This window comes from Sulfurimonas iocasae (genome assembly GCF_047716755.1).
GTDB lineage: Bacteria > Campylobacterota > Campylobacteria > Campylobacterales > Sulfurimonadaceae > Sulfurimonas.
The window spans coordinates 2,341,949-2,354,047 of sequence record NZ_CP180409.1 but is presented as its reverse complement, the minus strand read 5'-3'; the positions used below and the strand labels follow the sequence as shown (position 1 = coordinate 2,354,047).

The 12,099-nt window shown below is 33.3% G+C and carries 12 protein-coding genes; 9 read left to right on the top strand and 3 right to left on the bottom strand.

Features of this window, described 5'->3' with window-relative positions:
• Positions 1-36 precede the first annotated feature (36 nt).
• The 8 genes from ACLHDE_RS11940 (at position 37) to pssA (ending at position 6,905) form a co-directional block, all read left to right on the top strand.
• A complete protein-coding gene (locus ACLHDE_RS11940; protein WP_415396639.1) occupies positions 37-942 on the top strand; it encodes a PDC sensor domain-containing protein in 906 nt (301 codons plus the stop codon).
• A complete protein-coding gene (gene hisH / locus ACLHDE_RS11935) occupies positions 939-1,550 on the top strand; it encodes an imidazole glycerol phosphate synthase subunit HisH (protein ID WP_415396638.1) in 612 nt (203 codons plus the stop codon). The genes ACLHDE_RS11940 and hisH overlap by 4 nt, the downstream gene beginning before the upstream one ends.
• Positions 1,551-2,261 (top strand): 1-(5-phosphoribosyl)-5-[(5-phosphoribosylamino)methylideneamino]imidazole-4-carboxamide isomerase, encoded by a 711-nt coding sequence (hisA, locus tag ACLHDE_RS11930; protein ID WP_415396637.1) that lies wholly within the window; start codon positions 1,551-1,553, stop codon positions 2,259-2,261.
• A gap of 73 nt (positions 2,262-2,334) precedes the next feature.
• Complete coding sequence (locus tag ACLHDE_RS11925; protein ID WP_415396636.1) at positions 2,335-2,709, top strand: response regulator; 375 nt, start codon at positions 2,335-2,337, stop codon at positions 2,707-2,709.
• On the top strand, positions 2,709-3,536 hold the full coding sequence (locus ACLHDE_RS11920) for a 50S ribosomal protein L11 methyltransferase (RefSeq protein WP_415396635.1): 828 nt from the start codon (positions 2,709-2,711) through the stop codon (positions 3,534-3,536). The genes ACLHDE_RS11925 and ACLHDE_RS11920 overlap by 1 nt, the downstream gene beginning before the upstream one ends.
• A gap of 17 nt (positions 3,537-3,553) precedes the next feature.
• Positions 3,554-5,560 carry an ATP-dependent zinc metalloprotease FtsH gene (gene ftsH, locus ACLHDE_RS11915; RefSeq protein WP_415396634.1) on the top strand — a complete coding sequence of 669 codons (2,007 nt, stop codon included), beginning with the start codon at positions 3,554-3,556 and terminating at the stop codon, positions 5,558-5,560.
• Complete coding sequence (locus ACLHDE_RS11910) at positions 5,514-6,182, top strand: phosphatidylserine decarboxylase (RefSeq protein ID WP_415396633.1); 669 nt, start codon at positions 5,514-5,516, stop codon at positions 6,180-6,182. The genes ftsH and ACLHDE_RS11910 overlap by 47 nt, the downstream gene beginning before the upstream one ends.
• 3 nt (positions 6,183-6,185) lie before the next feature.
• Positions 6,186-6,905 (top strand): CDP-diacylglycerol--serine O-phosphatidyltransferase, encoded by a 720-nt coding sequence (gene pssA / locus ACLHDE_RS11905; RefSeq protein ID WP_415396632.1) that lies wholly within the window; start codon positions 6,186-6,188, stop codon positions 6,903-6,905.
• 2 nt (positions 6,906-6,907) lie between these two features.
• Here pssA and ACLHDE_RS11900 read toward each other — a convergent pair whose 3' ends face one another.
• Both ACLHDE_RS11900 and ACLHDE_RS11895 read right to left on the bottom strand, forming a co-directional pair.
• Positions 6,908-9,247 carry a tetratricopeptide repeat protein gene (locus tag ACLHDE_RS11900; RefSeq protein WP_415396631.1) on the bottom strand — a complete coding sequence of 780 codons (2,340 nt, stop codon included), beginning with the start codon at positions 9,245-9,247 and terminating at the stop codon, positions 6,908-6,910.
• Positions 9,248-9,304: 57 nt separating this feature from the next.
• A complete protein-coding gene (locus ACLHDE_RS11895) occupies positions 9,305-10,009 on the bottom strand; it encodes a pirin family protein (RefSeq protein ID WP_415396630.1) in 705 nt (234 codons plus the stop codon).
• Between the two features lie 160 nt (positions 10,010-10,169).
• Here ACLHDE_RS11895 and ACLHDE_RS11890 point away from each other — a divergent pair, with 160 nt between their 5' ends.
• Positions 10,170-10,781 carry a pentapeptide repeat-containing protein gene (locus ACLHDE_RS11890; protein WP_415396629.1) on the top strand — a complete coding sequence of 204 codons (612 nt, stop codon included), beginning with the start codon at positions 10,170-10,172 and terminating at the stop codon, positions 10,779-10,781.
• A gap of 56 nt (positions 10,782-10,837) precedes the next feature.
• On the opposite strand, the gene serS is transcribed toward ACLHDE_RS11890, so the two are convergent.
• The gene (gene serS, locus ACLHDE_RS11885) at positions 10,838-12,088 is read right to left on the bottom strand and encodes a serine--tRNA ligase (RefSeq protein ID WP_415396628.1); all 1,251 of its coding nucleotides are present in this window, start codon (positions 12,086-12,088) and stop codon (positions 10,838-10,840) included.
• Positions 12,089-12,099: the final 11 nt, after the last annotated feature.

The window sequence follows — 12,099 nt, the reverse complement described above, 5'->3', positions numbered from 1 at the left end:
ATAATCATGATAATTTTATAAAAGGTAAGTAAAAAGATGGTTGCATCTGATATTCAAGACTTTTCCGAAGGTCGTACTAAAGCTAGAGCGTATTTCTGTTATCTATTTTCTAAAAATATTCCAAATAGACTTCCATCATTAAGCCAAGAGATGATTATTCCTCGTTTATTAAAGATAAAGGCTGATTTAGAGAAGTGTGAAGGTATATATCTTTTAGATTATAAGGGCGTTCAAGTTTCGCCTACATTTACTAACAAAAAACAGATAGATGATGATATTGGAAAAATCAGAGCAGATCGGGCTTACTACTATCGTGCAGCTAGAGAGCATAGATGTACTATTACTGATCCTTATCCATCTCTGATAACACAAGATCTTACAGTTACAGCATCTCAGCCGATTTTCGATGAAAAGGGAGATTTTAAGTATGTAGCTTGTCTGGATATGCCTCTGGATGAAGTTCTTAAAATTACTCATCTAAACACATCGGATAGATTCTTTTCTAAGTTATTTAAATTTTCGTATGCGATGTTTGCTTTTGCACTTATCGCAGTCGCTTTACTTCTTTTTTCCCATGGAATTAAAAGTTTTTTTGTAAATGAGATAACTGTCTCTCATCTAGTTATAAATGACATGTTTAAAGCAACAATTTTACTAACCCTTTCTTTGGCTATATTTGATTTGGCCAAAACCTTAATAGAAGAGGAAATACTAGGGCGATATAAAGAACACAATATTTCCGGACCACATAAAACAATGGTCAAGTTCTTAGGTTCTATAATTATCGCTTTATCTATTGAAGCGCTAATGTTGGTATTTAAGTTTGCTATTACAGACCCGCAGATGTTAATATACGCAATGTCTATTATCGGCGGTGTTGCATTGTTAATAGTAAGTTTAGCAGTATATATAAAATTTACAAAAGTGAAAAATGATTCATGATAGCAATAGTTGATTATAATATGGGAAATCTAGCAAGTGTACAAAATGCATTTGCAAAGCTGGGTGAAGATACAGTTATAGAGAGTGACCCGAGCAAGTTTAAAGATTATGATAAACTCATACTTCCTGGTGTTGGTGCATTTGGAGATGCGATGACCCATCTGCGTGAGCGAAACATGATAGAACCATTAAGAGAATATGCAAAGAGCGGAAAATATATGCTTGGTATCTGTCTAGGAATGCAACTACTTTTCCAAAGTAGTGAAGAGTTTGGAAAGCATGAAGGTTTAGGACTTATTAAAGGTAGTGTAACTGCTTTTGACACTAATAAGTTTAGTGAACCTTTAAAGGTTCCGCATATGGGTTGGAATAGAATGTTCACTTCACAACATCAGTTATTTGAGAACTTAGATGAGGAGCATTATCTGTACTTTGTGCATACATATCATGTGAACTGTGCAGATAAAGAAGATATTATAGGTACTACTAATTATGGTTATGATTTTACATCAGCTATAGCTCGAGGAAATGTAATGGGAATTCAGCCTCACCCAGAAAAAAGCCATGAAAATGGGCTTAAAATATTAGAAAATTTTATAGGATTATAGATGACACTTTACCCGGCAATAGATTTAAAAGATGGAAAAGCAGTCCGCCTAACAAAGGGGCTGATGGATAGTGCAAAAATTTACTCAGATGAGCCTTGGAGCTTAGTAAAAAAGTTTGAAGAGATGGGTGCTGAGTGGGTGCATTTAGTTGATTTAAACGGTGCTTTTGCAGGTGAACCAAAAAATTTAGAGCAGATAATAAAAATCAGACAAAACTGTAATGTTAAATTAGAATTAGGTGGTGGAATTCGTGATGAAGCTACAATTGTTAAAATGCTTGACATTGGAATTGATAGAATTATATTAGGCTCTATTGCAGTTAAAAATCCACAATTTGTTAGAGATATGGCAGCAAAATATCCTATAGCAGTCGGCATAGATGCTATCGATGGTTTTGTAGCGGTTGAGGGTTGGGGTGAAGTTAGTAACATGAAAGCTACTGATTTGGCAAAAGAATTTGCAAATGCAGGCGTTGAAGCTATTATATGTACTGATGTGGGTAAAGATGGAACACTATCTGGAGTAAATGTAGAATTTACACTCGATATCGCAAGAGCAAGTGGTATCAGTACAATTGCAAGCGGTGGGGTTAAAGATGCTGGCGATATAGAAGCTCTTAGAGCAACAAAAGAGGTTGATGGTGTTATTATTGGTAAGGCTTATTACGAGGGTACTCTAGACTTACCAAAAATGTTTAAACTTCTTGCTTAATGGTAAAAAAATAAAAATTTAGCTATTATTAGAGTATAAATTTTGCAAATATATTTTTTAAAAAGGATTTCGATTGAAATTACTTGTTGTTGATGATAGCTCTACAATGCGTCGTATTATTAAAAATACTTTGGCCCGCTTAGGCTATAAAGATATCTTAGAAGGTGCTGATGGTCTTGAAGGCTGGGCTGCAATGGATGCTAATCCAGATATTGATATGCTTATTACTGACTGGAATATGCCAGAGATGAATGGACTGGAGTTAGTTAAAAAAGTTCGTGCTGATGAACGTTTTATAGATACTCCTATCATTATGGTAACAACTGAAGGTGGTAAATCTGAAGTTATTACTGCACTTAAAGCGGGTGTAAATAACTATATAGTTAAACCGTTCACACCACAAGTACTTAAAGAAAAACTTGGTGCTGTGATGGGTGTTGCTGAGTAATGCAGGAATACTACTACGAGTTAGTAGTTAAAGTTTCATCTCACAAGGAGTTGTTTTCTGACTTTTTGGCTGACACGATACCAGTAGGCTTTGAAGAGTCTGACTCTGGGTTTATTGTTAGAAGTGAAGATGAACTTGATACTATTATTTGGGGGCTAGAGCAGTTTTGTGAAGCCTTGCAAAAAGCATTAGCAGAGACCATAGAGCTCGAATGTGTACAAAAGAAGCTAAAAAATAGTGATTGGGTTGGACTTTACCAAAAAAGTATCACTCCTCTTGCTATAGATAAATTTTATATTCATCCAACTTGGAATGAAGAAAATCCAGACTTAATTAATATTGCAATAGATCCGGCTCTAGCTTTTGGAACTGGGCATCATCCAACAACTGCTTCATCCCTTAGAGCAATCTCTAAGTATGTAAAAGAAGGTGACTCCTTAATAGATGTTGGTTGCGGAAGCGGTATACTAGGTATTGCGGCAATGAAGCTAAAAGCAGTGGTTGATGCTTGTGATACTGACCTAGTATCAGTAGAAAACAGTATTAAAAATGCTAAATTAAATAAGCTGGAATTTGCAAATATTTGGGAAGGTTCATGTTCGCTAAGCACTGCCAAATATGATGTTGTTGTTGCAAATATAGTAGCTGATGTACTTACATTTATAGCAAAAGATTTAAAGAGTGCTTTAAAAGAAGATGGAATTTTAATTCTTTCGGGTATATTAGACAAGTATGAAACAAAAGTTTTAGGTTTTTACAAAGATTTTGAAATCTGTGAAAGAATAATAGAAGATGAGTGGGTAACACTTATTTTAAAAAGAAAATAAAAAAAAAGAGATAATAAATGTCAAACCAAAATTCAAATAAAAATAATGATAATAAAAATAATAATTTTTTTAATAATAACCCATTAATAACTTTTGCAATATTCTCAGTAGTAATAATTTTACTATTTAAAATGCTTGTTGGGGAAGGTACGGGACTAGATAACAGTGGTACTGCAAACAGAAAAACAAAACAAGTTAGTTACTCGGAGCTAAAAACTTTAGTAGAGAGCAAATCTGTTTCAAAAGTAAGTATCGGGCAAAGTTTCATAAAAGCTGTTGCTACTGATGGTTCAGTATATACTACTAGAATAGTAAGAGGTGATACTAAACTTGTAGAACTATTAGATAAAAATGGCATAGAGTATGCAGGTTTTAGTGAAACAAACTGGTTTACAGAAATGTTTGGATGGTTATTTCCATTTCTAATTATTATTGCGATTTGGATGTTCTTTGCAGGTAGAATGCAAAAGAGCATGGGTGGTGGAATACTTGGTATGGGTAACTCCAAAAAAATGGTTAATTCAGAAAAGCCAAATACTAAGTTTGATGATGTAGCTGGTGTAGAAGAGGCTAAAGAAGAAGTTCAAGAAATTGTAGACTTTTTGAAATATCCGGCACGTTATGTAGAAATTGGTGCAAAAATTCCAAAAGGTGTACTTTTAGTCGGCTCACCTGGTACAGGTAAAACACTTTTAGCTAAAGCAGTTGCCGGTGAAGCAGATGTTCCATTTTTCTCAGTAAGTGGTTCTAGCTTTATCGAGATGTTTGTTGGTGTTGGTGCAGCTCGTGTGCGTGACCTGTTTGAGCAAGCTAAAAAAGATGCTCCTAGTATTATTTTTATAGATGAGATAGATGCTATTGGTAAAAGTCGTGCTGCAGGTGGTATGATGGGTGGAAATGATGAGAGAGAGCAAACTCTTAATCAACTACTCGCTGAGATGGATGGTTTTGGAACTGATACCCCTGTCATTATTTTAGCAGCTACAAATAGACCTGAGGTTTTAGATGCAGCACTACTTCGTCCTGGTCGTTTTGACAGACAGGTATTGGTAGACAAACCAGACTATGAAGGTCGTATAAAAATCCTAAAAGTACATATGAAAAATGTAAAAATGGATGATGATGTGCATATAGAAGAGATAGCTCGTCTTACTGCAGGACTTGCAGGAGCTGATTTAGCAAATGTAATAAATGAAGCAGCACTTTTAGCTGGTAGAAAGAGTCAAAAAACTGTTACGCAAAAAGATCTTTTTGAATCAGTTGAGAGAGCTATAGCAGGACTTGCTAAAAAATCTCGCAGAATCAATCCTAAAGAAAAAAAGATTGTTGCTTATCACGAGAGTGGTCATGCACTTTTAGCTGAGACAACTGAGGGTGCTAAGAAAGTTTCTAAGGTATCTATTGTTCCTCGTGGTCTTGCTGCACTTGGTTATACACTAAACAAGCCAGAAGAAGATAAGTTTATGATGCAGCGTCATGAAATGTGGGCAGAAGTAGATGTATTACTTGGTGGTCGTGCGGCTGAGCAAGTTTTCATCGGTGAAATCTCTACAGGTGCCGGAAATGACTTAGAAAGAGCAACTGACATCATTAAATCTATGGTTCAAACATATGGTATGAGTGATGTTGCAGGTCTTATGGTTTTAGAAAAAAGTAGACAATCTTTCATAGGTGGAGTACAACAAGCTACACGTGAGTATAGTGATAAAATGGCCGAGAATATGGATGAGTTTATCAAAACATCTTTAACTGAGCGTTATGAAAAAGTTGTAGCTCGTCTGGAAGAGTACAAAGATGCTATAGAAGAAATGGTAGCTTTACTTTATAAGAAAGAAAATATTACTGGTAAAGAGGTAAGAGAAATTATAATTAATTTTGAAAAAGAAAATAATATAAAATCCAGAGTTTCTGTTGATGTTGATGATATAGCAGAAGAGCTAAAAGAGGACGCTAAAATGGCTAAAAAAGATACGAAAAATGACGATAAGAAAAAAGAAGATAGTGGAAAAGAAGATGAACAATAATCTTTTACCAGTAGCAAAAGAAGGATTTAGTCGCATAGGTTTCACTATTTTAGCATTTATAATTTTTGCTATTTTAGATTTAGAACTTTTAGAGTTTTTCTCTTTTTTAACACTTATATTTTTTATATTTGTATATAGAAATCCTGAAAGAATGATACCAAACTTTGAGCAGATGAGTGTTGTTAGTCCTGTTGATGGGGTAGTTCTCTCTATTGAAGAATTAGAGAATAAAGAATATGCCTATAAGATTGAGATTAATAGTAGTTATTTAAATGTATCTCTTCTTCGTGCACCACTTAGTAGTTCTGTAGAAAATATAAATATTAAACATGGTGCTAGACTATCTCAAACTTCTTTATTATCTAGAGATATTAATGAGAGAGTTGAACTTATATTTCAAGACACTCACGAAAATAAGATTAAAGTATCACATATATTAAAACAGAGTTTTGATGATATCAAATTAGATGTTATTACAAAACAGAACCTTGTTCAAGGAAGTAGATATGGACTTATGGTTAATGGAATCACTACTATATATCTACCTCAAAACTTTAGAGTTAACGTAAGTATTGGACAGGAACTAAATGCTTCTCAGTCATTAGTAGGGTATTTTTCATAAAAAATGAAAAAAAGACCTGCTAATTTAATATTTATACTTCCAAATCTTTTTACTGCTGCTTCTATTTTTTCTGGTGTTTTTAGCATCATAAGTGCAGTCAATGGAAACTTTGAAAAGGCCGCTTGGCTGATAATGCTCTCTCTAATCTTTGATGGATTAGATGGAAGAGTCGCAAGATTAACTAACACTTGTTCTAAGTTTGGTGTTGAGTTTGACTCTTTAGCTGATATGGTTGCTTTTGGGGTCGCACCAGCACTCTTAATGTATCTTTTTGTCGGTCATGAATTCGGTCGCTTTGGTGTTGTTGTATCTGCACTGTTTGTAATATTTGGAGCGATTAGATTAGCAAGATTTAATGTTATGACAGTTAGTAGTGAACCATCAGTCTTTATTGGTGTACCAATTCCTACCGCAGCAGTATTTGTCTCTTTGTTAGTCTTACTTTTTCAAAAATACGACTTTCATGATGACTATGGTTTAGTTATTATGCTTTTATCAATTTTGGTATCTATACTTATGGTTAGCAATATCAGATATCCAAGCTTTAAAAAGGTTGATTTTAGTCCAAAACATGCTATGAAATTTTTTGTTTTTATCTTATCAGCTCTATTTGTGGTATTTATGTACCCAATAGAGGGTTTTGCGCTTATCTTTGTACTTTACATTATGTATGGATTGATTAGAGCTGTAATGTTAATGCCTAAGAGTTTAGGTAGAAAATAATCCTACTTAAGAGCAGCTTGCTCTTTCTCAAAGAGCAGTTTATCTAAGTTAATGTCAAAATTAAAATACTCAGAGCTAAACCCATTATCTCCAATTCTTCCAAATTGAATTACAGCACCTTGATTGTTCTTAACTTCAAGATATAAGAGACCTAACGCATAACGACTTTCTAAGAAACTTCCATCTTTCATCTTAGATAGCTCTAGCAGTGCTATAGCATTTGCATGATGATCTGCTGCAGTAGAAGCAACAGCACCTAAAAAGAGGGTATATGCATCTCTCACTTTTAAATCATCAATTAGATTATTATAAAGGGTGTATGACTCTTCAAAAGCTTTGTCATAAAGAGATGCTAAAGCTAGTGCACTTGTTATCTCTTGGGTGTTTTCATTTGTTGTCTCAAGAACATCCCTTAGTTGTTTTCTAAGAAAATACAGTTTTCCCGTAATTAAGTTTTGCTGAGTATATAAGTATCTAGTTATATATGGGCCATAGTATAGATCGTTAAAGTTAAAGGTCTGTAGTTTGAGATAGTTTAATACTTTTTTTGCATATTCTTTAGGCTTTAGTTCTGAAAAATAAGAATCTATATACATCATATGAGGAAGTATCTCATTTGGAAGTAGTATTGTTAGTTTATGAGAAGCTTTTTTTGCAACGGCAATATTGTTTAAACCAAGTGCTATTATTGTATCCATAGCAAGGTAAAGAGGTCTTTGCTTATAGTCTTTATCAAGCCAGTCTGCTGTTAAGATGATATTATTATCACTAATAAACATAAGTGTTTTATAAAGATCTATTTTTTCACTAGGCTCTTCTAAAGAGATTGAGTCTTTAACAATAGTAGCTAGTTTGGTACTGTCTTTATTTATAAGCTGACTTGTCATAACAGCAAAAATACCAGATAAATAATTTTTAGCATCAAGATGATATGAAAGAAGAAAATGTTTATGCGCTTTTATAATATTTCCCATTTGAGCATAAGTAAGAGCAAGATTGTAATGTAAAATAGAGTGTTTAGGCTGAAGTTTTACAAGCTTTTGTAAATCAGAATTAGATTCTCTTAGTTTAAATGCTAAAGCTTTTTTAATAGCTTTTACAATGCCTTTGTTTACAGTAGATGCTGAAGCACCTCTTTTTAAATACTCTTTAGCAGATGAGATATTGTCAATATATATATTGGCATTTCCTTTTTGAATATAACTAATAGTTCTGTCTGCATTAAAAATTTTGTATGGAGAAAAATAAAATATTTTTAAATAGTTAAATATTCTATCATGTTTTATTCTGTCTCTATATTTAAGTTGCGCTTTTAGAGGATCAAAAAGAGACTCTTTTAAAGTTACTGATATGGGGTAGGGCTTGTATACTTCTTCAGGAAACATATCAGTAACATTTTTTATCTGCTTACTAGCAGTTGTAACTTGTCCAGCTTTTAGATTTATTAGAGCTTGTGCAACAGCAGATTTAACTGGTTGTATATTTTTGATAATAGCTTCTTCCAAATGTTTTTGAGAAAGTGTCAAGTCTCCAACTCTTGCATAAAGCATTGCAATACTAAAAGAGTCTTTAGCTTGAAAATCTTTCTCCATTGCTTCTATGGCTTTATAGTCATTTGAATAGAGTGCATTTATCTTTGCTCTTAGATGCTTTTGAGTTGTTGGATATTCATTACTAGTTGGATTTTCTAATGCACTAAGTGCTTCAAGATAGTTGTTGTTATAGTAATTTATTAGAGCATAATAGTAAGAATATAGTGGTGAGTTTTTTTCTTTTGCAAGATATGCATAAGCTAAGTCTATATAGTAATTAAAACTCTTTTCATCTTTTAGATGCAAAGAACAAACCGCTGCATTTATAGCACTAACACATCGTTTTTCATCATTAACTATAGCCTTTTTAAACGTCTTTAAGGCTAAATCATAAGTTCCATCTTTTAACTGAGCCACACCAAGGTTATAGACAGAGATAGCTTCACTGTAGTGTGCAATCTTTTCATATAAAAATAAAGCTTCATCTTTTGAACCGCTAGAGTAAAGATAGTTCGCTTTTGAAATCATATTTTCAAGCTTACTAGGTTGTATATGTTTTGTAATATTTTGATCAAGTTTAGTTTCTATAAAATCTATAGAATTATTTGATTTAACATCGGGTGACTTTAAAATAAAAAAAAGAACAACTATTATAATAAAAACAAGAAGAAAAGCGACAAGACCTAAGATAATTATTTTTTTCTTTTTTGAAGTTTCATCATCTAAAATAGGTTCTGATTCATGAATTGAATCGGATTCAGCTGCATCACTCTCTTCTATGATAATAATATCTTCTATTTCTTCAGCCATTACCTACCTTGTTTTAGTACTTTATAAGCAAAAAAAGTACCAAATAATATTTTGATTTTAACTATCAAGCATCTCTAGAAAAAGAAAATGACTCTTTTGTAAAGCTTTTATATCTAAGATCATCTCTTTTGTTCCTTCCATTGCATCGCCATAGTTTAAAATGATGCCATTTACGTTTGAACTTCCTTCTATTTGAATAAAATAAACTTGTCTCTTTTCATTTATGTGGAATTCTAAAATCTTACCTTCTTCAAGCTCACTCACAAAAATATTTATATCTTGATGTAGTTTTACTGCAGCACTACCATCTTGTGAAGAGACAATGTGCAGCAGTTTGTTTTCTCTTTGTTCTTTTTTATATTCATAAGAACCATATAGCGTTTGGAGGTTTTTCTTTGGTGGCACAATCCAAATTTGAAGCAGTCGCAAATCATCACTTGAGCTTGTGTTATGTTCAGAATGGATTATACCACTTCCCGCACTCATGTACTGCACTTCGCCACGTTTTAGCGTTTGAGAGTTTCCTATAGAGTCTTTATGTGTTAGCTCCCCATCTACGATGTAAGATATGATTTCCATATCATGGTGAGGATGCATCTCAAAACCACTCTTTGGGTGAATAATGTCATCATTTAGAACTCTTAAAACACCAAAGTTTACATTGTCATGATTTCTATAGTCTGCAAAAGAGAAGTGAAAACGACTCTCAAGCCAACCTAAGTTTGAGCTACCCATATTTTCTTTTGGTAATTTTTTGAGCATTTTCTCTTCCCCTTTTTATATTTTACTTAGTTTGAATTCCTTTTAAAAGGATATCAAACTTTACTGTATATCTAGTAATTGATTAAAATTAATGTTAAAATCTTTACGGTTAATTTTTTCGTAAAAGCATAAAATAACTTAAACAATACAAAGGAAAGTGATGGGTAAAAATGCACAACTCATAGTAGATGGTCTTGATTGTTTTGCAGAAAATTTTGAAAAAATTATCCTTAATGGTGAGACTATAAAAAATGCAGAGTTTGAAGAGTGTGTATTTGTTTCATGTGATTTTAGTGATACTTTTTTTCGTTCGTGTCGCTTTATAGATTGTCGGTTTGAAAACTGCAATCTGAGTGTTATGAAGCTTATTGACACTAAGCTAAGTGGATGTGAATTTATCTCTTGTAAGATGATTGGTATTGATTGGACTGTGTGTGATTGGGCAAGTTTGTTGAGTGGTGAACCGATGAAATTCACTCAGTCCATACTAAATGACAGTAACTTTTTTGGTCTCTCACTAGATAAAATAGAGATAAAAGAGTGTAGTGCAAAAGAGCTTGATTTTCGCTCCGGGTCATTTAAAGGGGCAAACTTTAGATCAAGCGATTTTCATGGATCTCTTTTTGGTGATACACACCTAGAATATGCAAATTTTAGCGATGCTAACAATGTAAATATTGACTTAAAAACAAACTATCTAAAAGGTGCTATCTTTAACCGATATGAAGCACTGTATTTACTTGAAAATATGGGAATTGTTTTGGTTGAGTAAAGAAAAAAGTGACAGCTAATAGGCAGTTTTTTAAAGCAACTGCCTATTTATAGAAATTAGATTCCTAAGTAAGGTTTTAAAACTTCAGGAATATCAATACTTCCATCTTCGTTTTGATAATTTTCCATAATAGCTACAAGTGTTCTACCAACAGCGAGAGAACTACCGTTTAGTGTGTTTACAAATGTGTTTTTCTTTCCATCTTTGTAACGGATTTTAGCTCGTCTTGCCTGGAACTCTCTTGTGTTTGAGATAGAAGAGATTTCGCGGTAAGTGTTTTGTCCAGGTAACCATACTTCGATGTCTGTTGTGTATGCGGCAGAAAAACCTAAGTCTCCAGTACATAGGTTTACGATTCTATGAGGAAGTTCAAGAGCAGTTAATATGTCAGATGCACATAAAACCATCTCATCAAAAATAGCTTCACTCTCTTCAGGTTTTGCAAGTGCTACCAATTCGACTTTGTGAAACTGATGTTGTCTAATCATTCCTCTAGTATCACGTCCTGCAGCACCAGCTTCTTTTCTAAAACACGATGTATAGGCAGTCATCTTTTTAGGAAGTTCATCGCTTGATAAAATTTCATCTTGGTAAAGATTTGTTAGCGGAACTTCTGCTGTTGGGATTAAAAACAGTTCTTGATCTTGCATTTTGTATAAATCATCTTCAAATTTTGGAAGTTGTCCCGTGCCTTCTAGGGCAGTTCTGTTTACAAGTGCTGGCACGCTAACTTCATCAAAGCCACGTTTAGAGTTGAAGTTAAGCATAAAGTTTATAAGGGCACGTTCAAGTTTTGCACCCATACCAAAAGAGACACTAAAACGGCTTGTAGCCAGTTTTACTCCTCTCTCAAAGTCTATCCAGCCATTTTCCTCAGCTAACTCCCAGTGTTCCTTAGGAGTAAAGCTAAACTCTTTTGGAATTAATATTTTTTTTATTTCTATATTGTCATCTTCATCTTTACCGTCTGGAACGCTGTCATCTGGCATATTAGGTATAGCCATAGCCATATTTTCTAGCTCTTCTTGGCATCTTCTTTGAATATCAAGTGCTTCATTTATGAGAATTTTATTGGCATCTACGCTTTGCTTTAGTTCACTTACGTCTTTACCTTCTCTTTTATATATGCCAAACTCTTTACTCATAGAGTTTTGTAAAGCTTGAAGTGTTTCAAAATTTTGTTTAGCTTGTTTTAACTCTTCATTTTTAAGTCTTAAGTTTTTTATTAGTGCTACATCTACACCTTTACGCATTAGCTTTATGCTAACTGCATTAAAATCTTTTTGAAGTAATTTTAAATCTATCATGGTTGTCCTAT

What these genes read in the sequence shown, in the direction of transcription:
- serS (WP_415396628.1), bottom strand. Translation starts at nt 12,088, where the DNA reads ATGATAGATTTAAAATTACTTCAAAAAGATTTTAATGCAGTTAGCATA.
- ACLHDE_RS11900 (WP_415396631.1), bottom strand. Translation starts at nt 9,247, where the DNA reads ATGGCTGAAGAAATAGAAGATATTATTATCATAGAAGAGAGTGATGCA.
- hisH (WP_415396638.1), top strand. Translation starts at nt 939, where the DNA reads ATGATAGCAATAGTTGATTATAATATGGGAAATCTAGCAAGTGTACAA.
- hisA (WP_415396637.1), top strand. Translation starts at nt 1,551, where the DNA reads ATGACACTTTACCCGGCAATAGATTTAAAAGATGGAAAAGCAGTCCGC.
- ACLHDE_RS11890 (WP_415396629.1), top strand. Translation starts at nt 10,170, where the DNA reads ATGGGTAAAAATGCACAACTCATAGTAGATGGTCTTGATTGTTTTGCA.
- ftsH (WP_415396634.1), top strand. Translation starts at nt 3,554, where the DNA reads ATGTCAAACCAAAATTCAAATAAAAATAATGATAATAAAAATAATAAT.
- ACLHDE_RS11910 (WP_415396633.1), top strand. Translation starts at nt 5,514, where the DNA reads ATGACGATAAGAAAAAAGAAGATAGTGGAAAAGAAGATGAACAATAAT.
- pssA (WP_415396632.1), top strand. Translation starts at nt 6,186, where the DNA reads ATGAAAAAAAGACCTGCTAATTTAATATTTATACTTCCAAATCTTTTT.
- ACLHDE_RS11920 (WP_415396635.1), top strand. Translation starts at nt 2,709, where the DNA reads ATGCAGGAATACTACTACGAGTTAGTAGTTAAAGTTTCATCTCACAAG.
- ACLHDE_RS11895 (WP_415396630.1), bottom strand. Translation starts at nt 10,009, where the DNA reads ATGCTCAAAAAATTACCAAAAGAAAATATGGGTAGCTCAAACTTAGGT.
- ACLHDE_RS11940 (WP_415396639.1), top strand. Translation starts at nt 37, where the DNA reads ATGGTTGCATCTGATATTCAAGACTTTTCCGAAGGTCGTACTAAAGCT.